Raw genomic sequence first — 21436 nt, forward strand, 5'->3', positions numbered from 1 at the left:
GAAACGCCCGGTCCCATTCCGAACCCGGAAGCTAAGCCCTCCAGCGCCGATGGTACTGCACCCGACAGGGTGTGGGAGAGTAGGACACCGCCGAACACATTTTCCAGAACACCCCCGAACCACACGGTTCGGGGGTGTTCTGCATTCCCGAACAAAAACACTCCACCGTGCATCCCCCTCGGACACCCGTCGGGCACACCAAAGAGTCGAACGCTCGCCTACGAGCCGGACGCTCACCCAGGTGCTAGCACCTGGCCGTGCATCTGGCACAACGGTGAGCATCCATCACCGAGCAACGGACCACACCCACGAAAACACCCCCCGAATATGCGCTCACACCCCCTCCACACGCACAACACGAGGGTGAATCCACCCCCCTCCGCCAGTCAGAGACACAGACGCACACCCATGTGCCAGACGCTCACCCAGGTGCTAGCACCTGGCCGTGCACCTGACACAACGGCGAGCATCTGCGCCAGGACTTACCCGCGCACCCGTTGGTTGGCCTGGGTTGCCCCTGCCCCCTGCCCCTGTACCCGGGGCTGGACGTCAGGCGGTGGGGGAGGCGAGGACGGTTTCTGCGGATCGGCCGCGGAGGGTGACGCTGTCTCCGAACTTCCAGCACGAGCTTTCGGGATCGGATGCGCCCTCTACCGTGATCTTCGAGGCAAGGATGGCGCCGGGTGCGTTCTTGGCCAGGTCCGACAGGCGGGCGGCTTCGTTGACCGGATCGCCGATGACTGTGTACTCGAAGCGTGACTTCGCACCGACGTTGCCGGCGACCGCGCGTCCGGAGGCGACGCCGACGGCTGCGCTGCACTCGGGTACCTCGTCGCGGAGCCGTGTACTGATCTTCCGTGCGGCGGCAAGGGCAGCGCCACAGTGGTCTTCCATATCGCCGGGAGCTCCGAAGATGGCCAAGGCGGCGTCACCCTCGAACTTGTTGATGAAGCCGCCGTGCTCGTCGACCTCGTCGACCACCACGGCGAAGAAACGATTGAGTAGAGCGACGACTTCGGCGGGCGGACGCGACGACGCGATCTCCGTGGAACCGACCAGATCGATGAAGAAGACAGCAATGTCTCGTTCTTCGCCGCCGAGTTCTGGATTCTTGCTCAGTGCAGCCTCGGCAACTTCGTGTCCGACGTGGCGGCCGAACAGATCCCGAATTTTCTCTCGTTCGCGGATGCCGTCGGCCATGCGATTGAAGCCGCTCTGAAGTTCGCCGAGCTCGGTGCCGTCGTACACGGCAAGGTGTACGTCCGAGTTGCCGCGCTCGAGCTCCGCCATTCCCGATCTCACATTGCTGATGGGTGCGGTGGTGGCGAAACCACCCAAGAGAGTCAGGAAGAAACCGAAGACCAGGGTGATGCCGCCGAGCGCCAGAATCGCGACAGCCATTCTGTCCGCGTCCGTCTGGTACGGCCGAATGAAGCTGAAGATTGCAATGATCATGAGGCCAGCGACAGGTACGCCTGTCCCCAGGATCCAGGACAGAATCGACCGTCCCATCACACCGGCGATCCGAATGCGTCGTGGATCGCCGGCCTCGAGCGCGCGTGCCGCTGCTGGGCGCAGTGCGAACTCGCTGAGGAGATAACTGAACGCACAGACTACGGTTCCACCGGCACCGATCGTGAACGCCACCTTGGGAATCGACTGAGGATCGATGATGCCGTCGATCGTGGTGATCAGGACGAGCCCAACTGTCCACAACAGGATCTGAACGCGGGTGAGCTGCCACGGCATGGACAGGGTGTTGACCTGTTCCTTACGCGTCGGCTTCCGGTCCTCGATGGCCCACCGCAACGCCCGTACGGCGCGCGTAGTACCCCAGAGAACACCGACGATGAACGCCAAACCGACGTATACCGGGATGACGATGTAATTGACCCACCAGTACTTCGGAACCAGAACATCAGGCCCCGGCACCACGACACTCACCAGTGCACCCACGATGACGGCACCGATGAGATTGGACCCCAGCAGGAAAATCGTCAGCAGTATCTGGACGCGGACGCGTCGGCGTCTGGGGGACTCGGACGTGTCGCCGAGTAGGCGTGATCCGAGCGGTGCGGCGGATCGTCTGAATTGCGGCATGGTGGTCACAGACTAGCGTTCGGTTTGGCTTAGGGTGGGCAAGTGCGTCTCGTAATTGCTCGGTGCCAAGTGGACTACGTCGGTCGTCTTACCGCTCATCTTCCTCCTGCTAGGAGGCTACTTCTCGTCAAGTCCGACGGGTCCGTGAGTATTCACGCCGATGACCGCGCGTACAAGCCGTTGAACTGGATGAGCCCACCGTGCTGGACTGTCGAATCCACCGAGGACGACACCATCAAGTGGGTCGTGACGAACAAGGCCGGCGAGGAACTGCGCATCACGATCGAGGACGTCGAACTCGATTCGAGCCACGAGCTCGGCGTCGATCCCGGTCTCGTCAAGGATGGCGTCGAGTCGCATCTTCAGGAACTGTTGGCTGAACACGTGGAGACTCTCGGTGAGGGTTACACGTTGGTTCGCCGCGAGTACATGACGGCCATCGGCCCAGTGGATCTGCTGTGTCGCAACGCCGACGGTGGAACGGTTGCGGTCGAGATCAAGCGCCGCGGTGAAATCGACGGCGTCGAACAGCTCACCCGCTACCTCGAGCTGCTGAACCGTGATCCGGTGCTGGCGCCGGTCAGTGGAGTTTTCGCCGCGCAGATCATCAAACCGCAGGCACGGACGTTGGCGACAGATCGCGGAATCCGTTGCCTGACCCTGGACTACGACGTTCTCCGTGGAACCGAAAGCACGGAGTTTCGGCTGTTCTGACGGCTTCTTCTACAATCGAGACCGTGCCTCGGCGTAATCACGACAGGAAAGCGAACCGTAAAACCAACGGTTCGCGTGAGTCGCGTCCCGATTCGCTGATGGGTGGCGCCCGGATCGAGAGTGGTCCGTCGGGGTGGTCCGACGAGGAGTTCACGACGCGCACCGTCCCCGGAAATCGGGCGACGAAGACCTACCGATGCCCGGGCTGCGATCACGAGATCAGACCTGGGGTGTCACACGTCGTGGCGTGGCCGGCTGCCGAGCTCGGCGGCCCGGACAATCGGCGGCACTGGCATTCCGGCTGCTGGTCGGGGAGGGCGACTCGCGGCTTGACGCGGCGCTGGTCGTAACCAGCGCCGCACTCATCCGTCAGGAAGAGGCTTCGGCTTTGTCCTTGTCGTCGGACTTGTCGGACGACTCGTCGTCCTTGCCGAGTGCGATCGCCTCGGGGGAGTCCAGAAGCTCGCTTTCGCGGTTGACGGACGCGAGCATCGCGGGGACCGAATCGAGTTGTCCGCGAATGCCCAAGAGCTGAGCCAGAACTCGGCTCCGGAGGACGCGCAGTTCCTCGGCGAGTTCCTTCGAATGCGCAATGCGTCGTTCGCTCTGCTCGGTGGCGGCCTGGAGTCGACGCGTGGCTTCCGTCGTAGCCTCTTCGATGCGATGCGCAGCATCGGCCTTGCTGGAGCTTTCGAGATCCTCCAGTGCGGCGAGGATCTTCGTGCGGCGGTCCGCCATCGTGATCTCGAAGTCCTCCTGCACCTTGGCGCGCTTGGCTTCGGACTCCGCAGCGAGCTGGTCGCGCTCGGCCTGCGCGGCTTCGACGACTCGCGCTGCCTCCGTTCGAGCCTGAGCCATCGTTTGTTCGTGCTCGGTCTCGAGTGCGGACCTACGTTCTTCGAGCTCGGCTACCAGCGACTCGTGACGGCCACGAAGACGAGCGCTCTCCTGTTCGGCGACCGAGACCATTTCCTCCGCTTCGGCATGTGCCTTGGCCCTGACCTCCGAGGCCTCGTCCGAAGCAAGACGAAGCATGCGAGAGATGCGGTCGCTCATACCTTCAGCGGTGGTCGGCGGTACCGACAGGCGATCGATGTCCTTGCGGAGTTCGTCGATCTCGTCTCGGGCGTCGTCGAGTTGCTTGGCCAGGTCGCGGGCCTGTGCAGCCGCGGCATCACGATCAGCGGTCGTCAGCCGCAGTTCGGCGTCGAACCTTTCGAAATAGTTCGTGACTTCGTCGCGGTCGAATCCCTTTCGGACGAGGGAGAAGGGAAGTTGCACACCGGTGCGCTCTTGCTCTGTGGCCATGGCGGTCAATTTACCGGTGCGTAGGGTCGAGAGCCAGACGATGGGTCAATGAATCGGACTTTGGGTCGGTTCTACGAGTTCGATGAGGACTCCGCCTGCATCTTTGGGATGAACGAAGTTGATTTTCGAGTCCGCAGTTCCTCGGCGCGGCTCGTCGTAGAGCAGTCGGACGCCGCGCGCACGCAACTCCGTCGAGATCCGGCCGATGTCCGTGACGCGGTAAGCGAGCTGCTGTAAGCCCGGGCCGTTGCGATCGATGAACTTGGCGATCGTCGAGTTCTCGTCGAGCGGCGCGAGGAGCTGCAACGCCGTCGACCCGTCCGAGGCGCCGGGGAAAGACAACATCGCTTCGCGAACTCCCTGGCTTTCGTTGACCTCTTCGTGGGTCGAGACCATGCCGAGATGCTCTGCGTACCAGGCGATGGCTGCATCGAGATCGGGGACGGCGATACCGACGTGGTCGATTGCCGTGACGAGGTCTGATGGAAGTGGGAGTCCCGTGGACGGTCGAGTGTCGGTGGTCATAGAGTCGACGGTAGCGGTGGTTGCTTGGCAACGCTCACCGGGGCTGTCAAAGTAAATGGCGACTAACTTCGTCGCATACGGTTGGAGGAACATCGTGACCACGTCCGTCATCGTCGCTGGGGCCAGGACCCCGGTTGGTCGGTTGTCCGGAGCACTGAAGGATTTCTCGGGTTCGGATCTCGGCGGGATCGCGATCAAGGGTGCGCTGGAGAAGTCGGGTGTCGCTCCCGAGCTTGTCGAGTACGTCATCATGGGGCAGGTTCTCACGGCCGGTGCGGGTCAGATCCCGGCTCGGCAGGCTGCGGTCGCGGCGGGGATTCCGATGGATGTTCCGGCGTTGACGATCAACAAGGTGTGCCTGTCGGGTGTCGATGCGATCGCGTTGGCCGATCAGCTGATCCGGGCGGGGGAGTTCGAGGTCGTCGTCGCCGGTGGTCAGGAGTCGATGACGCAGGCACCGCACATGCTCGAGAAGTCGCGTGCGGGGTTCAAGTACGGCGATGTGACGATGAAGGATCACCTCGCCTACGACGGGTTGTACGACATCTTCACCGATCAGGCGATGGGCGGGCTCACCGAATCGCGTAACGAGGGTGCGGTCGCGTCCACCCGGGAGGAGCAGGACGCGTTCGCGGCGGCGTCGCATCAGCGTGCGGCGACGGCGTGGAAGAACGGCGTGTTCGACGACGAGGTCGTGCCGGTGGAGATCCCGCAGCGCAAGGGTGATCCGATCGTGTTCTCCCAGGACGAGGGCATCCGTGCCGACACCACCGCCGACACTCTGGCCAAGCTGCGGCCGGCGTTCTCGAAGACCGGCACCATCACCGCAGGTAATGCCTCGACGATCAACGACGGTGCTGCCGCGGTGATCGTGATGAGCAAGGCCAAGGCCGAGAGCTTGGGGCTGGAGTGGATCGCGGAGATCGGTGCGCACGGTGTGGTTGCCGGGCCGGATTCGTCGCTGCAGTCGCAGCCGGCGCGGGCGATCGTCAAAGCCTGCGCGAAGGAAGGGATCGATCCGAAGGATCTGGATCTGATCGAGATCAACGAGGCGTTCGCGGCGGTCGGTATCGCCTCGACGCGTGAACTGGGGATCGACGAGAGCAAGGTCAACGTCAACGGTGGTGCTATCTCCATCGGGCATCCTCTGGGGATGTCCGGTGCGCGTATCGCTCTGCACCTCGCTCTGGAACTGCAGCGTCGCGGCGGTGGTGTCGGCGCAGCTGCACTGTGCGGCGGAGGCGGACAAGGCGACGCGCTGATCATTCGGGTGCCGAAGAAGTAAAGAGAAAGTAAGCCCACAGCATGGTGGCTCTGGTCAAGACTTACGGGTGAGATCAGAGCCACTACGCTGTGTCGTAGTAGTTCGGGCACAATGGTCTTCCATGGTGAACTTCTTCGACCTGAGCACGACCGCCAAGCGCTTCCGTTTCGTTGCAGTCCTGGAGGCCCTCACGTGGCTCGGTCTGCTGATCGGAATGGCGTTCAAGTACATCCCGGCCGACGGCAACGAGATCGGCGTCAAGATCTTCGGACCGATTCATGGCGCTGTTTTCGTCCTCTACCTGGTCGTCACGGTCGTCACTGCGGTGAAGCTGCGGTGGAACGTCGTCACGACCCTCCTGGCTGCCCTGGCCAGCATCCCGCCGTTCGGCACGGTCGTCTTCGAGATCTGGGCCGCGCGCACAGGAAAGCTTGCAGAGCTCAGTGGACCGGGCGTCGGTCTCGGTAAGGGCTCGACCGTCGCGTAGGAGTGGAGCCTGCGGAATGACCGGGGCTGGTCGGGGGTGACGCACCTTCGCGGTAGTGGGCGGGCGGATGAGATGACAAACTGTAGAGCGTGACTCGTCCCGGTTCTCGCTCGTCAGCCCGTCCGCCAGCAGCTGTTCCGGCATCCATCGCCGGTGCAGTGGATCTGTCCGCCCTGAAAGACCGTCCGGCGCCGCCACCTGCGGCGGCTGGTGAGGTCGCCGAAGGTGGCTTGCCTCCGATCGTCGACGTGACGACCGCCACTTTCGAAGACGAGGTTCTACGCCGGTCGTCTCAGGTGCCGGTCGTCGTCGACCTGGGTTCTGCGCGGTCGCCGCAGTCTGTTTCGCTCACGCGTCTGCTCGGGCAGTTGGCTCTGGAGGCCGGCGGCCGGTGGATCCATGCCCGCGTCGACGTGGATACCAACCCGCAGATCGCGCAGGCATTCGGGGTGCAGGCGATCCCCACCGTCGTTGCTGTCGCGGGTGGCCAGCCCCTCGCTGACTTCCAGGGATCGCAGCCGGAGGATCAGCTTCGGAAGTGGATCGAAGCGATCGAACAGGCCACGGCAGGAAAGCTCACGGGGCCTCCTGGAGCAGAGCCGATCGAGGACGAGCCGGAGCCGGAAGACCCGAGGCTCGTGGCGGCCGAAGAGGCCCTCGACGACGGCGATTTCGACACGGCCATCGCGGCGTACGAGGACATCATCGCCGCCGAGCCTGCGAACGCCGACGCCAAAGCTGCGCTGCGGCAGGTCAAGTTCCTGGCGCGGGTGCAGAACGTCGACGCCGATGCTGTTGCGAGGGCCGACGCCGATCCTGCCGATGTTGCGGCGCGGATCGAAGCTGCCGACGTCGAACTGTCGCAGCAGAATCCAGAGGCAGCGTTCGGTCGTCTCATCGACGGCATCAAGCGGACCGCGGGTGACGAGAGAACGCAGTTGCGGACCCGGTTGCTCGAACTGTTCGAGCTGTTCGACGCCGCCGACCCCGTTGTTGTCGCCGCGCGCAGGAAGCTTGCGTCCGCGCTGTACTGACCGGATCGTCCTGAACTGGGCTGTTTCAGCCTCAGCGGTAGCGGGCGTTGCAGGTGTCCTGGCCGTAGAGAACTCCCGAGCGGAACGCGTCGACACGCGAGAAGCCGCTCGGGAGGGTGACGCCGTTGATGTCGCTTGCCGTCAATCCGTCACTGAGGAGACCGGACACGGCCTCGTCGAGGTCGCCGGGGGACAACCACACTTCGAGGTCGGTGGCCTCCGGGTTCTCCGAACTCAACCCGGCGGTGATCACTCCGGACAGGCATGCCGAGCGCAGCGCGGTCTGGGGGTTGTCGAGCGGCTGGCCTGCCGCGTTCTGGACCGCGAGCGTGTAGCGGGAAGCGAAGAGCACATAGGCGCTGTAATCGCCGGAGACGTTCAGAGGGATGACGTCACCGCGCTGTGGCCGCTCGGCGGTTCCGAGCTCTGCGAGCGCTGGAACGTCCACGCCGATGGTGTTGCTCGATGCGCAGTACGACACCGGCTCGGTCGACGTTCCTTCCGGGCAGCCGGTGTCGGTGCCGTCGTAGGACACCGTGGGGGGATTCGAAAGTGCAAGAAGGCTTTCGAAGGACCGCACGAAAGCTTGCAGCGTTTCCTCGGTCACCGGCAGTTCACCGTCGTCGTCGGCGTCGGAGAATTTCTGTGGCAGATCCGCTCGGCGCGAATCGATCTCCGCCTCGTCGATGGCGACGCACGCAGACGCGCCGTCGGTGAAACCGAGCTGTACAGCAGTGACTCGCTCGAACGCCGAACCGTGCACCGAATCCGGGTCGTTGGGGTCGACGTCGCGCACTGCGACCGTCGCCGCGAGCACGCCGTTGAGCCCGTCGGAGGTGTTGATGGTGAAGTGCGGCGACTCGTCCTCGGCGACATGCCGGATGAATGCACCCGCGAAACAGTCGGCCTGCTGCTCGGCAACGATGGTCGGAGTGTCCTCTCCGACCAGACCGGACTGGTGCTGAATCGAATGGCCGTATTCGTGGGCGATGACCATGACCACGGCCATGGGGCCGAAGGCGTCGATCAGCGCAGGCAACAGGATCGTTCTGTCCCAGCCGATCGTGTCGTCTTTCATGCAATACGCAGCGTTGGGGATACCGCCGGTCCGGAAACCACAGAAACGTGCTCCCTGACCTTCCTCCTCGCTCGCATCCCACGAGATCAGCTCCGACACGGGAGTGAACTGCGTCTTGAACAACTCGGGGTACGTCTGCGTCCAGTACCGCTGGATGTCCTCGATCGCGTTGGTCGCGATGACGTCGGAGTCGGTACCCTCCGAGCCCGTCACCTGCAGAGTCGAGTTCGTCATGCCGGGGCGCGGACCACTGGGACCGTCGGTGACAGGAAGACCCGCCACGGTGAACGGGTTGTCGTAGATCGACACGGCGCGGCCGTCGACGCTCTGCGCGCACGACGCGAGCAGAGCCGACGCTGCGATCAGTGCGGTCATCCACAGTGTGCGTCGGGTACGACCGCGACTCATCTATCGCTCCAGTTTGATCCAGATCGCTCCATTGGCGGGGAGCGCGACCTGCGCGGACGCGGGTCGGCCATGCCATGAGTGCGAAGTTGCCGTCACTTCTCCGAGATTGCCGACACCGCTTCCGCCGTACGAGGTGGCATCCGTGTTGAGGATCTCGCTCCAACGTCCCAGTTCCGGTAGTCCGACACGATAGTCGCCGCGTACGACTCCTGAGAAGTTGAAGATGCACGCCACCACCGACCCGTCGGATCCGTAACGCAGAAAACTCAACACGTTGTTCTCGGTGTCGTTCGCGTCGATCCAGGAGTAGCCGCTGGGGGAGGTGTCCAAGGTCCACAGCGCCGAGTGCTGCCGATACGTTGCGTTCAGGTCGGTGACCAGGTTGAGGACTCCACGGTGGAGACCGTCGTCGTCGAGGTGGAACCAGTCGAGTCCACGTTCCTCCGACCATTCACGAATCTGGCCGAACTCCTGACCCATGAAAAGCAGTTGCTTGCCCGGGTGCGCCCACATGTAGGCCAGCATTCCGCGCAGACCGGCCGCCTTCGCGTGATCGTCGCCGGGCATACGCGTCCACAACGTGCCTTTGCCGTGCACCACTTCGTCGTGGCTGATCGGCAGCAGGTAGTTCTCGCTCCACGCATAGACGAGAGAGAACGTGATCTCGTGGTGGTGGTACGTCCGATGGATCGGATCACGCCCGAGGAAACCGAGCGTGTCGTGCATCCACCCCATGTTCCACTTCATGTTGAAGCCCAGGCCGCCGACATTCGTCGGACGAGTGACGCCCGGCCAGGCCGTCGACTCCTCGGCGACGGTCACGACCCCCTGGAACTTCTTGTGTACGGTCGCGTTCATCTCCTGCAGGAACGAGACGGCTTCGAGATTCTCGCGGCCACCGTGAATGTTGGGGGTCCACCCGCCCTCGGGGCGCGAGTAGTCCAGGTAGAGCATCGACGCGACGGCGTCGACGCGGAGTCCGTCGATGTGGAACTCGTCGAGCCAGAACAAGGCGTTCGCGACGAGGAAGTTGCGGACCTCGCGTCGGCCGAAATCGAAAACCAATGTGCCCCAGTCGAGCTGCTCACCGCGCTTGGGGTCGCCGTGCTCGTACAGCGGACCCCCGTCGAACCGCGCCAGCGCCCATTCGTCCTTGGGGAAATGCGCGGGCACCCAGTCGACGATGACGCCGATGCCTCGCTCGTGCAGGTGATCGACGAAGTAGCGGAAATCGTCGGGGCTGCCGAAACGGGACGTCGGGGCGTAGTACGACGTGACCTGGTAACCCCACGACCCACCGAACGGATGTTCCGCCACGGGAAGCAGCTCGACGTGCGTGAAGCCGGTCTCGATGACGTAGTCCGCGAGCTGATGCGCGACTTCGCGATAACCGAGGCCCTGACGCCACGACGCCAGGTGCACTTCGTAGACACTCATCGGTGCGGCGGTGGGCTCGATCCCGGCACGGGTATCGAGCCAGGCGTCGTCCGTCCACTCGAACTCCGAGCTCGAGACGACCGACGCGGTGGCAGGCGGAATCTCGGTGGCGAACGCCATCGGGTCGGCCTTGTCCCGGGTGACTCCGTCCGAGCCGTGGATGCGGTACTTGTAGATCGCACCCGGCTGCAGATCCGGGACGAACAGTTCCCAGACGCCGGTGGACCCGAGAGCGCGCATCGGAAAGCTGCGACCGCTCCAGCCGTCGAAGTCGCCGATGACGGTGACCCCGGACGCGGCAGGGGCCCACACCGCAAACGACACACCACTGACGTCGCCGTCGGGAGTGGTGTAATTCTGTCGATGGGCTCCCAGGATGTCCCAGAGCCTTTCGTGCCGTCCCTCGCCGAACAGATGCAGATCCAGTTCGCCCAGGGTCGGCAGGAACCGATAACCGTCGGCGGCCACCGAGACATGCCCGCCCGGCCACGTCGTGACCAGCCGGTAGTCCATCAGATCCTCGAACGGGACCAGGCCCGAGAACACGCCGTGCGCGACGTGTGTCAGCGGGTAGTCGGTACCACCGATCCGCGCGACGACGGAATCCGCGTTCGGCTTCAGAGCGCGGATCGCGGTCCCGCCCGGTGCGGGGTGCGCTCCGAGCACCGAGTGTGGGTTGTAGTGCGTGCCCTTCGCCAACAACTCCAGGTCGTTGGCGCTGGGTGCTGCCGTGTCGGTGGTGCTCTGGTTCTCGCTCAAGGTGTTCGACTCACTTCCGGTTGCCGCGGTAGGCCAAGTCGAGACGCGCCGGATACGGAATGGGCGGAAGCGCAAGGACGTGCGCGACTGCCTTCCACGGCTCCAACTTCACGAAATTGGCCTGACCCCAATGGAACTGCTGACCGGTCACCTCGTCGGTGACCGTCAGCGTGTCGTGCCAGTCGAGCCCGATCTGCGGCATGTCCAGCCAGATCGTGCCCTCCTCCGATCCGAACGGGTCGAGATTGATCACCACGAGCACCGAATCCCCGGTGCCCGGATCGAACTTCGAGTACGCGATGAGTGCGTCGTTGTCCACGTTGTGGAAGTGAATGTTGCGCAACTGCTGCAGAGCGGGATGTGCGCGTCGGATGGAGTTGAGCGTGGCGAGCCACGGTTCGAGGGACTCGCCGCGCGCCAACGCACCGTCGAAGTCGCGTGGACGAAGCTGATACTTCTCGGAATCGAGGTATTCCTCGCTTCCCGGCCGTACCGCCTGATGCTCGTACAGTTCGTATCCCGAGTACACGCCCCACGTCGGAGACATCGTCGCGGCCAGAGCCGCGCGAAGCGCGAACACTCCGGGACCGCCGTGCTGCAGACTCTCGTGCAGGATGTCCGGGGTGTTGACGAACAGGTTGGGACGCGCATCGTCGGCCCGACGAGCATGCTCCTCGGCGAATTCGGTGAGCTCCCACTTGGCTGTTCGCCACGTGAAATACGTGTAGGACTGCGTGAACCCGCGCATCGCCAACCCGTACATGCGTGCGGGACGGGTGAAGGCCTCGGCCAGAAAGAGGACCTCGGGGTGCGTCTTCTTGACTTCCGCGATCAGCCATTCCCAGAAGTCCGGTGGCTTGGTGTGCGGATTGTCGACCCGGAAGATCTTGACTCCCAACGACACCCAGTATCGAACGACCCGAAGGACCTCGTCGTAGATTCCTCGTCGGTCGTTGTCGAAGTTGACCGGATAGATGTCCTGGTACTTCTTCGGGGGATTCTCTGCGTACGCGATGGTGCCGTCGGGAAGGACGGTGAACCACTCCGGGTGGTTCTGCGCCCACGGATGATCCGGGGCGGCTTGCAGAGCCAGATCGAGTGCTATCTCCAGATCGAGCGCATGGGCGGCGTCGACGAAGGCGCGAAAATCGGCTTCCGTGCCCAGCTCCGGATGGATGGCGTCGTGTCCGCCGTCCTTCGAGCCGATCGCCCACGGCGAGCCCACGTCGTCCGGCCCCGGGGTCAGAGTGTTGTTCGGGCCCTTGCGGTTGATCGTTCCGATCGGATGGATCGGGGGCAGGTACACCACGTCGAAGCCCATCCGGGCGACGCGGGGGAGCTGCTCGGTCGATGTGGCGAACGTGCCGTGACGCGGACTGCCGTCGTCGTTCCATCCACCAGTCGACCGCGGGAAGAACTCGTACCAGGCGCCGTTCAACGCGCGCGCTCGATCGACCCAGATGTTGATGCCGTTGGACCGAGTCACCAGTTCACGCAGCGGATGTTCGTGCAGCAACGCGGAGACAGCGGACGCGAACGCCGGGGACACGCGAGCGGGCAACTGGCGATCGGTGTCCCGCAGGGCGACGACGACGTCCTTCAGCAGAGCGCGATCCTCGGCGGGGACACCGTCGGCAGCGCGTTCGAACAACCGGGCGCCGATCTCGAGATCGTTCGCGAGTTCCGCGGCGCTCTGCCCGACTCCGAGTTTGGCCTCGACCGCGTGGCGCCAGGTCGCGACCGGGTCGCTCCACGCCTCGATCCTGCAGATCCAGTACCCGGGAGCAGTAGGAGTGAAGATCGCGTCGAACGTGTCGGGTTCGCGCCCGGGCGTCATGGTGATGCGCAGCGGTGTACGCAGTCCAGGACCACGCACGGCCAGCGTCGCCGCGACGGCGTCATGGCCTTCGCGCCACACGTCGGCCGACACCGGAAAAGCCTCGCCCACCACCGCTTTCGCGGGATACTTCCCGGTAGATGTGTCTGGAAGGACATTGTCGATACCGAGTCGACCTGTCACTTCACGCTCCGTTCTTCGCTTCGAGGACTCCTCGCGGTGAGGCGAGAGCCCGGGTCACTTCGCTGTCGGCGTGCTCGGTGTCAACCGTAGTGCAGTCGCGCTGGCTGCGCCGGTGTCGGAGACAGATCGGCAAGTCGGTGCACCACGCGGTCGACGGTGGGTAGGGTTTCGCTCGTGAAAGCTTTGCGTCGGTTCACTGTCCGAGCCCACCTTCCCGAGCGTCTGCATGCCCTCGAGGAACTCTCGACAAACCTCCGCTGGTCGTGGCACGCGCCCACCCAGGAGCTGTTCGAGGAAATCGATCCGCAACTGTGGGCCAGCACGGAGCGAGACCCGATCGCGTTGCTCGGTGCCGTCGCGCCGTCGCGGCTGGAGGAACTGGCCGGGAGCGACGAGTTCACTCGAAAGCTGGACAACCTGGCAGCCGATCTTCGCGGATACCTGGCCCGCCCGCTCTGGTATCAGAAGAACACGGAGGCTGGACGGTCACTGCCGTCGGGAATTGCGTATTTCTCGATGGAGTTCGGCGTCAGCGAGGTCCTTCCCAACTACTCCGGCGGTCTCGGCATCCTCGCCGGCGACCACCTCAAGGCGGCGTCGGATCTGGGTCTGCCGTTGATCGGCGTCGGTCTGCTCTACCGCTCCGGCTACTTTCGTCAGTCTCTGACCGCAGACGGTTGGCAGGCAGAGAGGTATCCCTCGCTCGATCCGCAGGGGCTTCCGCTTCGCATTCTCGCCGACGCGTCGGGCGTTCCCGTCCTCATCCACGTCGCGATGCCCGGATCGCGGGTGTTGCGGGCGCGGGTGTGGATCGCGCAGGTCGGACGGGTGCCGCTGTTGCTGCTCGACTCCGACATCCCGGACAACGATCCTGAGCTTCGCGGCGTGACCGACAGGCTCTACGGCGGCGACCAGGACCACCGAATCAAACAGGAGATTCTTGCTGGAATCGGCGGGGTTCGAGCCGTCCGCGCGTACACCCACGAATACGGCCTGCCGGACCCGGAAGTGTTCCACATGAATGAGGGGCACGCCGGCTTCCTCGGCGCCGAGCGCATTCGAGAACTCGTCACCTCGAAGGGACTGGACTTCGATTCCGCGTTGGCATCGGTGCGTTCGGGAACCGTGTTCACCACCCACACCCCGGTCCCTGCAGGCATCGACCGCTTTCCAGCCGACCTGGTCCGCCACTACTTCGGTGCCCAGGACGGCTCGTCCGACTCCTCGCTGCTCCCTGGTCTTCCGCTGGAGCGCATTCTGGCGTTGGGCGCGGAGAACGACAGGTCCGTGTTCAACATGGCCCACATGGGGCTGCGTCTCGGGCAACGCGCCAACGGCGTCTCGAAACTGCACGGCATCGTCAGCCGCGAGATGTTCAGCGACCTGTGGCGCGGATTCGGCAGCGCCGAAGTGCCGATCGGTTCGGTCACCAACGGTGTGCACGCCCCGACCTGGGCGGCGCGCGAGTGGCTCGATCTGGCACACGAGGTCGTCGGAGCAGAAGCGTTGGAGGAGGCGCGCGGCTGGGAACAGTTGCACACCGTCCCGTCGGCGAGACTGTGGTCGACGAGAAACGAACTGCGCGGCCGGTTGGTCGACGAGGTCCGACGGCGGGTGCGGCGCTCGGCTCTAGAGCGTGGATCGACCGAAGCCGAACTGGGTTGGACTGCAACGGTGTTCGATCCCGATGTGCTCACTGTCGGCTTCGCGCGACGGGTACCGACCTACAAGCGCTTGACGTTGATGCTCCGGGAACCGGAGCGTCTCAAGCGTCTGCTCCTCGATCCCGAGCGTCCCGTCCAGTTGGTGGTCGCAGGCAAGTCCCATCCCGCCGACGACGGCGGCAAGGCACTGATTCAGCAGATCGTCCGATTCGCCGACGAAGCCGACGTGCGGCATCGCATCGTGTTCCTCCCCGACTACGACATGTCGATGGCGCGCTACCTGTACTGGGGATGCGATGTGTGGCTGAACAATCCACTGCGTCCCCTCGAAGCATGCGGTACGTCCGGCATGAAGTCCGCCCTCAACGGTGGACTGAACCTGTCCATCCGAGACGGATGGTGGGACGAGATGTACGACGGCGAGAACGGATGGGCGATCCCGACGGCGGACGGGATGGCCGACGAGAGCCGTCGTGACGATCTGGAAGCTGCTGCACTGTACGAACTGCTGGAACAAGCCGTGCTGCCGAAGTTCTACGATCGCACCGACGGGGTCCCGACGCGGTGGATCGAGATGGTCCGGCACACCCTCGAACATCTGGGTCCGAAGGTGCTGGCGTCGCGCATGGTTCGCGATTACACCCTCGGTCTGTACGCACCCGCGGCCGAGGCGGCGCGTGCAGTCGACGCGGGGGAGTACGCCGGGGCCAAGGATGTCGCGGCCTACCGGAATCGCGTCGAATCAGCGTGGCAGTCGGTGGAAGTCGTGCAGGTCGACAGCGAAGGCTTGCCGGATACCCCCGTCATCGGCGCCAAGCTCACGTTGCGTGCCTACGTTCGGCTGGGCGGTCTGTCCGCCGGTGACGTGTCGGTTCAAGCGGTGCTCGGTCGGGTCGACGAGAACGAGAACCTGACCGACACCAGAACCGTCGCGATGAGCCATGCCGGAACCGACTCGCTCGGTGAGGTTTTCGTGACCGACACCGCGCTACCGGTCAGCGGAGCCGTCGGCTACACGGTTCGAGTGCTACCGCACCACGATCTGTTCGCGAGCGACGCCGAGCTCGGCCTCGTCAAGATGCCGGTGTCCTAGCTCTTCCCCGCAAGACGGGTGAGAGCTTTGCGCACGACCTCCGGATCCGACGTCTCCCAGAACGGAGGCAGTGAGGCACGCAGGTAGCCGCCGTAGCGCGCCGTCGCCAGCCGCGAATCGAGCATGGCGACGACGCCGCGGTCGTCGACGCTGCGGAGCAATCGGCCGACACCCTGCGCCAGCAGAAGGGCGGCGTGATTGGCCGCAACCGCGAGGAACCCGTTTCCTCCACGCGATTGAACGGCCTGTTGCCTCGCGACGAGAAGGGGATCGTCGGGCCGCGGAAACGGGATTCGATCCAGAATGACCAAGCTCAGCGACGGGCCCGGCACGTCGACGCCCTGCCACAGAGACAGAGTGCCGAACAGTGACGTGGCCTCGTCGGCCGCGAACTTGTCCACCAGAGCCCCGGTCGCGTCGTCACCCTGACACAGGATCGGAGTGTCCAGCCGTTCACGCATAGCCTCGGCTGCGGCCTTCGCCGCACGCATCGAGGAGAACAGGCCGAGCGTCCGGCCTCCCGCTGCACTGACCAACTTCTCGATCTCGTCGAGGTACAGCGGAGACAGTCCGTCGCGTCCCGGCGCCGGAAGATGCTCGGCCACGTAGAGAATGCCTGATCTGGCGTGGTCGAACGGTGATCCGACGTCGAGCGAATTCCAGTGGAACGACGCTGTATCCGACGGAGGCTCGATGCCGGACGCGGTGGCGGTGTCGCTTCGACCCGCGTTCTCGGCGGGCAGACCCCAGTTCACGGCCAGGCCGTCGAAGGATCCGCCGACCGTCAGCGTCGCCGACGTGAGGACGACGGTCGACTCTGCGAACAGCCGGGAACGCAACAGGCCGCCGACCGACAGCGGTGCCATCCGGACCGTGCGTTTGACGTTCCCCCGGAAGTCGTCGACGGCATGCCAGACGACGTCTTTTCGCTTGGCGGGATCGGGCTCGTCGAATGCCTCGAGAACCCGCACGGCACTGTCGTGAACCTCGTCGACCGCGACGAGCGCCGCATTGCGTGCAGCTGCCGCCTCTGGATCGGTTGCCGCCATCCCGGGTTTCTGGGGTCCGATTGCCGTGCGCACCGCCCACGCGGAATCCCTGATCGACGCCAGCGCCGGGGCCACGTCGTCGGGAAGTGCCGCCCACCTGCCAGGAGGTAGGTCGTCCAGCACCGCACCCCAGTTTTCGGCCGCGCCGTCGAGTGCGTCGACGATCTCCTCTTCGATCAACTTGCTGCAGCGTCGGGCAGCTGCGGTGACCGTCGCCGCCGACAACTCCGATGTGGCAACGCCGGTGACGCGGTCCACGAGCTCGTGAGCCTCGTCGATCACCACTACATCGTGCTCGGGGAGGATCTGGATACCGGTGATGGCGTCGATCGCAAGGAGTGCGTGATTGGTGACGACGACGTCCACCTGCGCGGCTTCCGCGCGAGCCCGTTCGGCAAAACAGTCCTCACCGACGGGACAGCGCGACTTGCCGAGGCATTCGCGGGCGGTGACACTGACCTGCCGCCACGCCTGATCACTGACTCCGGGTACGACGTCGTCGCGGTCACCGGTCTCGGTGTCCGACGACCACTTGGTCAGACGCACGACCTCGCGGCCGAGCCGGGACACGGCGAAAGCGTCGAACAGTTCGGCTTCCGGCGCCTCCTCCGACGCACCGGAGTGGATCTTGTTCATGCACAGGTAGTTGTTGCGGCCCTTGAGAATCGCGAACTTCGGCCGTCGGCCGATAGCACCGGCCAGTGCGTCGGCGAGGCGCGGCAGGTCTCGATCCACGAGCTGACGTTGCAGAGCGATGGTTGCCGTGGACACCACGACTGTGCGGCCCGACTCGACAGCGTGCCTGATACTCGGAACCAGGTACGCGAGCGACTTACCGGTGCCGGTGCCGGCCTGAACGGCGAGATGCTGACCGGTGTCGATGGAATGCGCCACAGCCGACGCCATGGTGAGCTGGTTGCTTCTTTCCTTGCCCCCGAGAGCGTGCACCGCGACCTTCAACAGGGCGGGCACGGTGGGGAGTTCGGTCTTCGGCACCGAAGAAGACTACTGCCTGCCTCCGACAGCTCCCGCGTGCCGCGCCCATGTGAGTCAGAGGAAACGCGTCGGCAGCGCGGGCTCGCCCTGCGACAGCTTGAGTCCTTCCCACGGCAGGCTGACGAGTCGTTGCGCGAGCAGTGCACGAGCGTCGTTCAGGTTGCCCAGTCCCTCCACCTGCTCGCCGCCGCGCACCAGCGGAATGCTGAGCTCGGTCGCGACCAGGCCGTCCTCGATCGGCGGCGTGGTGCCCTGCAGGAACACGATCTCCTCGACGGCCGTGCCGGTGGTTCGAGAGGTGCGGACCGCGGACTTGGCGCCGCCGCGCGACTCCTTGTGGCTGCTGCGTTTCGCGACGGGGCGGCCGTCGACGGTCACGAGTTTGTAGACCATGCCTGCAGTCGGTGCGCCGGATCCGGTGACCAGTGAGGTTCCGACGCCGTAGGAGTCCACGGGTTCTGCACGCAGGGCGGCGATGGCGTATTCGTCGAGATCGCCGGAGACGACGATCTTGGTGTTCCTCGCGCCGAGGTCGTCGAGTTGCTGGCGCACTTGCCGGGCGAGCACGCCGAGGTCACCGGAGTCGATGCGGACTCCGCCCAACTCGGGTCCGGCGACCTCGATGGCGTTGGCTACGCCCTGGGTGATGTCGTAGGTGTCGACGAGCAGGGTGGTGGAGACTCCCAGCGCCCGCACCTGTGCAGCGAACGCTGCCTTCTCGTCCGGTCCGTTCTCGTTGTTGTAGAGCAAGGTGAACGCGTGCGCGGACGTACCAGCTCCGGGAATGCCGTGACGTCGGACCGCTTCGAGATTCGACGTCGCCGCGAAACCTGCGATGTACGCGGCGCGCGACGACGCCACCGCTGCCTCCTCGTGAGTGCGCCGTGATCCCATCTCGATCATGTGACGCGATCCCGCGGAACTGACCATGCGCGCAGCGGCGGAGGCGATGGCACTGTCGTGGTTCAGGATCGACAGAGCCAGAGTTTCCAGGATCACGCATTCGGCGAAGGTGCCGCGCACCGACAGTATCGGTGAACCCGGAAAGTAGAGGTCGCCCTCGCGGTAGCCGTCGACGTCGCCGGTGAATCGGTAGTTGCGCAGCCATTCCAATGTGGAAGCGTCGAGGAACGTGCCGAGCACCTCCAGCTCCTCCTCGCCGAATCGGAACCGCGTGAGCGCGCCGAGGAAGCGGGCGGTACCGGCGACGACGCCGTAGCGTCTTCCGCCCGGAAGACGGCGAGCGAACACTTCGAAGCTGCACGGAATGTCGGCGGTGCCGTCGGCGAGCGCGGCCGACAGCATGGTGAACTCGTACTTGTCGGTGAAGAGTGCGGCGCTGCGGACGCTGTCCGTTATGTCCGGGCCGTGATTCGATGCGGTAGGCACCCGGACAACTTTACGAGGCGCGGGGGCGACGGTGTGCAGGTTGCCCCCGTCGTCGTAGTCTGTTGGCATGGCTTCATCGACGGCTGAAGAATTCGTGGGCATTGTCGACGAGGTGCCGACGCTGGCAGCCTCACCTCAGGCCGTGCCCGCCGAAACTGCAGCCCGGTCGACGGACGAGGCTCAGGACGTTCCGTGGGTGACCATCGTGTGGGACGACCCGGTGAACCTGATGCACTACGTGACGTTCATCTTCCAGAAGCTCTTCGGTTACAGCAAAGCCAAGGCGACCGAGCTGATGATGCAGGTGCACTCCGAGGGCAAGGCAGTGGTGTCCAGCGGCGAGCGCGACAAGATGGAGGCCGACGTCCGCAGGCTGCACGCCGCCGGGTTGTGGGCCACCATGCAGCAGGACAAGTGACCGGCTTCTACGACAAGGACCTCTGACCAAGTGCGTACGTGGAGCAGGAAGAACACACTCTCCGGTGTCAAGATTCGCTCCGAGATGGACCCGCGGGAGGCGACGGTTCTGCGGTCGCTCGTGGGATCTGTCGTCGGGCTGCTGGGTGATCGTGCGGCTGCTGCGCCGACCGACGAACTCGCTGCCCTGACCGGATTGCGTACCGGGCACAGCACCCCGCCGGAGGATGCGGCGCTGGCACGTCTGCTCCCGGACTTCCATCGGGACGACACCGACCCGTCCGGCTCGACCAATCTCAACAGTGCTCTGCGCGGCCTGCACGAGCCGGAGATCATCGACGAGAAGCTGCGCTCGAGCAACGTCATTCTCGACACTCTCCCCGCGTCGGGTGGAAAGATTCTTCTGACCCCGGAGCAAGCGGATGCGTGGTTGATGGGCCTCAACGACGTAAGGTTGGCGCTCGGAACCACACTGGGTATCGACGCGGACACCCCGGAGGTTCTCGACGAGGGCGATCCACGAGCTCCACACCTCGACGTCTACCACTGGTTGACCTGGATGCAGGATTCCCTGGTGCAGGTCCTCACCCCGTAGGAGCGCTCGGCGTGCCTGGTTCCCCCGGTCCTCGTGACTCTCTCACCGATGTCTCGGGACTGCTCGTCGGTCACCATCACGAACTCGATCCCGACGCCACTCTCGGAACGGGTGCGGCCACCGGCTGCACCGTCGTCCGAACCCTCGGTGGTGCCGTCGCCGCGGTCGACGTCCGCGGCGGCGGGCCAGGGACCAGGGAGACGGATCTCCTGGACCCGAGTCATTCCGTCCAACAAGTCAATTCGGTGCTCCTGACCGGTGGCAGTGCCTACGGTCTCGCCGCAGCGGACGGAGTGATGCGATGGCTGGAAGAACACGGCCACGGAATCTCGATGGGCACCCCCGATCAGGTGGTCCCCATCGTTCCGGCCGCCGTCATCTTCGATCTGCCCGTCGGTGACTGGTCGAGCAGGCCTACCGCCGATTTCGGGTACCGAGCGGCCGCAGCCGCGGCAACCGACTTCGAGACGGGGTCGGTCGGTGCAGGCGTCGGAGCGCGGGCCGGAGTGCTCAAAGGCGGCGTCGGTACCGCCAGCACCGTCATCGAGGGAGGGCCTGCCGACGGAGTCACGGTGGCCGCGTTGATCGTCACCAACCCGGTCGGATCGGTGTTCGACCCACGCACCGGGCTGCCGTGGGGCGTCGGCTCGCTGGGACAGCAGGCCTTCCGTATGCGCAAACCCGACGTGCACGAGCTGTGGAACGCGAATGCGCTTGCACCGAAGGGGACCGCGTTGAACACCACCATCGGTGTCGTCGCGACCGACGTCGAGTTGTCCGCCGGCTCCTGCAAGCGGGTTGCTGTCGCAGGCCACGACGGTTTGGCGAGGGCGATTCGTCCTGCCCATTCGCCTCTCGACGGCGACACGATCTTCGCGCTGTCCACGGGCACACGATCAGTCGTCACCGAATCGTCGCTGCCCACGGCGTTCAACCGGGATCTGCCGGTGCTCGACGCGGTGTCCTCGGTCGCGGCCGAGGTCGTCGAGCGGGCGATCGTGCGTGCGCTGCTCGACGCCACGTCGGTGGCGGGCATTCCCACCTACCGTCAGATCTTTCCGTCGGCATTCGAGTCCTGACCGGCGGTACGCTCGAAAAA

The 21436-nt window shown here is 64.8% G+C and carries 17 protein-coding genes and 1 rRNA gene; 10 read left to right on the forward strand and 8 right to left on the reverse strand.

What is annotated here, in order from left to right:
• Nucleotides 1-96: ribosomal RNA gene (gene rrf / locus CH293_RS19310) — 5S ribosomal RNA — on the forward strand; the annotation flags it as partial.
• A 453-nt stretch (nt 97-549) separates the two neighbouring features.
• On the opposite strand, the gene CH293_RS19315 is transcribed toward rrf, so the two are convergent.
• Complete coding sequence (locus tag CH293_RS19315; RefSeq protein ID WP_037110963.1) at nt 550-2100, reverse strand: adenylate/guanylate cyclase domain-containing protein; 1551 nt, start codon at nt 2098-2100, stop codon at nt 550-552.
• A 42-nt stretch (nt 2101-2142) separates the two neighbouring features.
• Between CH293_RS19315 and nucS the strand changes: the two genes are divergently transcribed.
• Complete coding sequence (gene nucS, locus CH293_RS19320; RefSeq protein WP_026347768.1) at nt 2143-2814, forward strand: endonuclease NucS; 672 nt, start codon at nt 2143-2145, stop codon at nt 2812-2814.
• Nucleotides 2815-2837: 23 nt separating this feature from the next.
• The gene (locus CH293_RS28635) at nt 2838-3164 is read left to right on the forward strand and encodes an ATP/GTP-binding protein (protein WP_255122919.1); all 327 of its coding nucleotides are present in this window, start codon (nt 2838-2840) and stop codon (nt 3162-3164) included.
• 19 nt (nt 3165-3183) lie between these two features.
• Here CH293_RS28635 and CH293_RS19330 read toward each other — a convergent pair whose 3' ends face one another.
• Nucleotides 3184-4122: a hypothetical protein gene (locus tag CH293_RS19330; protein WP_037110961.1), complete on the reverse strand. Its 939-nt coding sequence runs from the start codon at nt 4120-4122 to the stop codon at nt 3184-3186.
• 45 nt (nt 4123-4167) lie between these two features.
• A complete protein-coding gene (mce, locus tag CH293_RS19335) occupies nt 4168-4647 on the reverse strand; it encodes a methylmalonyl-CoA epimerase (protein WP_037110959.1) in 480 nt (159 codons plus the stop codon).
• Nucleotides 4648-4741: 94 nt separating this feature from the next.
• Between mce and CH293_RS19340 the strand changes: the two genes are divergently transcribed.
• The 3 genes from CH293_RS19340 to CH293_RS19350 all read left to right on the forward strand — a co-directional run bounded on the left by CH293_RS19340 (nt 4742) and on the right by CH293_RS19350 (nt 7432).
• Nucleotides 4742-5932: an acetyl-CoA C-acetyltransferase gene (locus CH293_RS19340; RefSeq protein ID WP_176460056.1), complete on the forward strand. Its 1191-nt coding sequence runs from the start codon at nt 4742-4744 to the stop codon at nt 5930-5932.
• 100 nt (nt 5933-6032) lie between these two features.
• Nucleotides 6033-6398, forward strand: coding sequence for a DUF3817 domain-containing protein (locus tag CH293_RS19345; RefSeq protein WP_094721198.1), 366 nt, complete (start codon nt 6033-6035; stop codon nt 6396-6398).
• 146 nt (nt 6399-6544) lie between these two features.
• Nucleotides 6545-7432, forward strand: coding sequence for a tetratricopeptide repeat protein (locus CH293_RS19350; protein ID WP_176460065.1), 888 nt, complete (start codon nt 6545-6547; stop codon nt 7430-7432).
• Nucleotides 7433-7463: 31 nt separating this feature from the next.
• Here CH293_RS19350 and CH293_RS19355 read toward each other — a convergent pair whose 3' ends face one another.
• Genes CH293_RS19355 through CH293_RS19365 form a run of 3 tightly spaced genes read right to left on the reverse strand, consistent with a single transcriptional unit; the run spans nt 7464 to nt 13134 of the window.
• Nucleotides 7464-8918 (reverse strand): neutral zinc metallopeptidase, encoded by a 1455-nt coding sequence (locus CH293_RS19355; protein WP_094721200.1) that lies wholly within the window; start codon nt 8916-8918, stop codon nt 7464-7466.
• Nucleotides 8919-11114 (reverse strand): 1,4-alpha-glucan branching protein GlgB, encoded by a 2196-nt coding sequence (gene glgB, locus CH293_RS19360; protein ID WP_094721201.1) that lies wholly within the window; start codon nt 11112-11114, stop codon nt 8919-8921.
• A gap of 10 nt (nt 11115-11124) precedes the next feature.
• Nucleotides 11125-13134, reverse strand: a complete 2010-nt coding sequence (locus tag CH293_RS19365; protein ID WP_094721202.1) for an alpha-1,4-glucan--maltose-1-phosphate maltosyltransferase — start codon at nt 13132-13134, stop codon at nt 11125-11127.
• 174 nt (nt 13135-13308) lie between these two features.
• Between CH293_RS19365 and glgP the strand changes: the two genes are divergently transcribed.
• A complete protein-coding gene (glgP, locus tag CH293_RS19370; protein WP_094721203.1) occupies nt 13309-15891 on the forward strand; it encodes an alpha-glucan family phosphorylase in 2583 nt (860 codons plus the stop codon).
• On the opposite strand, the gene CH293_RS19375 is transcribed toward glgP, so the two are convergent.
• Together CH293_RS19375 and CH293_RS19380 are read right to left on the reverse strand one after the other, a co-directional pair.
• Entirely contained in the window at nt 15888-17936 is a 2049-nt protein-coding gene (locus tag CH293_RS19375; protein ID WP_094721204.1) for an ATP-dependent DNA helicase, read from the reverse strand. The two genes, glgP and CH293_RS19375, sit on opposite strands and share 4 nt — an antisense overlap.
• A gap of 54 nt (nt 17937-17990) precedes the next feature.
• Nucleotides 17991-19427, reverse strand: coding sequence for a nicotinate phosphoribosyltransferase (locus CH293_RS19380; protein ID WP_094721205.1), 1437 nt, complete (start codon nt 19425-19427; stop codon nt 17991-17993).
• On the opposite strand from CH293_RS19380, the gene clpS reads away from it, so the two are divergent.
• From clpS to CH293_RS19395, 3 genes are read left to right on the forward strand one after another with little or no spacing between them, the layout of a single operon-like run.
• A complete protein-coding gene (gene clpS / locus CH293_RS19385) occupies nt 19393-19743 on the forward strand; it encodes an ATP-dependent Clp protease adapter ClpS (protein WP_176460057.1) in 351 nt (116 codons plus the stop codon). The two genes, CH293_RS19380 and clpS, sit on opposite strands and share 35 nt — an antisense overlap.
• Nucleotides 19744-19773: 30 nt before the next feature.
• The gene (locus CH293_RS19390) at nt 19774-20337 is read left to right on the forward strand and encodes a DUF2017 domain-containing protein (protein WP_019664969.1); all 564 of its coding nucleotides are present in this window, start codon (nt 19774-19776) and stop codon (nt 20335-20337) included.
• Between the two features lie 11 nt (nt 20338-20348).
• Nucleotides 20349-21416, forward strand: a complete 1068-nt coding sequence (locus tag CH293_RS19395) for a P1 family peptidase (RefSeq protein WP_037106859.1) — start codon at nt 20349-20351, stop codon at nt 21414-21416.
• Nucleotides 21417-21436: the final 20 nt, after the last annotated feature.

The organism is Rhodococcus sp. 14-2470-1b (assembly GCF_002259415.1).
Taxonomy (GTDB): Bacteria; Actinomycetota; Actinomycetes; order Mycobacteriales; family Mycobacteriaceae; genus Rhodococcoides.

Excerpts from the sequence above, each read along its gene's own strand:
- CH293_RS19380 (WP_094721205.1), bottom strand. The coding sequence starts at position 19,427 with ATGCCCACGAATTCTTCAGCCGTCGATGAAGCCATGCCAACAGACTAC.
- CH293_RS19330 (WP_037110961.1), bottom strand. The coding sequence starts at position 4,122 with ATGGCCACAGAGCAAGAGCGCACCGGTGTGCAACTTCCCTTCTCCCTC.
- CH293_RS19345 (WP_094721198.1), top strand. The coding sequence starts at position 6,033 with ATGGTGAACTTCTTCGACCTGAGCACGACCGCCAAGCGCTTCCGTTTC.
- clpS (WP_176460057.1), top strand. The coding sequence starts at position 19,393 with ATGGCTTCATCGACGGCTGAAGAATTCGTGGGCATTGTCGACGAGGTG.
- CH293_RS19315 (WP_037110963.1), bottom strand. The coding sequence starts at position 2,100 with ATGCCGCAATTCAGACGATCCGCCGCACCGCTCGGATCACGCCTACTC.
- CH293_RS19355 (WP_094721200.1), bottom strand. The coding sequence starts at position 8,918 with ATGAGTCGCGGTCGTACCCGACGCACACTGTGGATGACCGCACTGATC.
- mce (WP_037110959.1), bottom strand. The coding sequence starts at position 4,647 with ATGACCACCGACACTCGACCGTCCACGGGACTCCCACTTCCATCAGAC.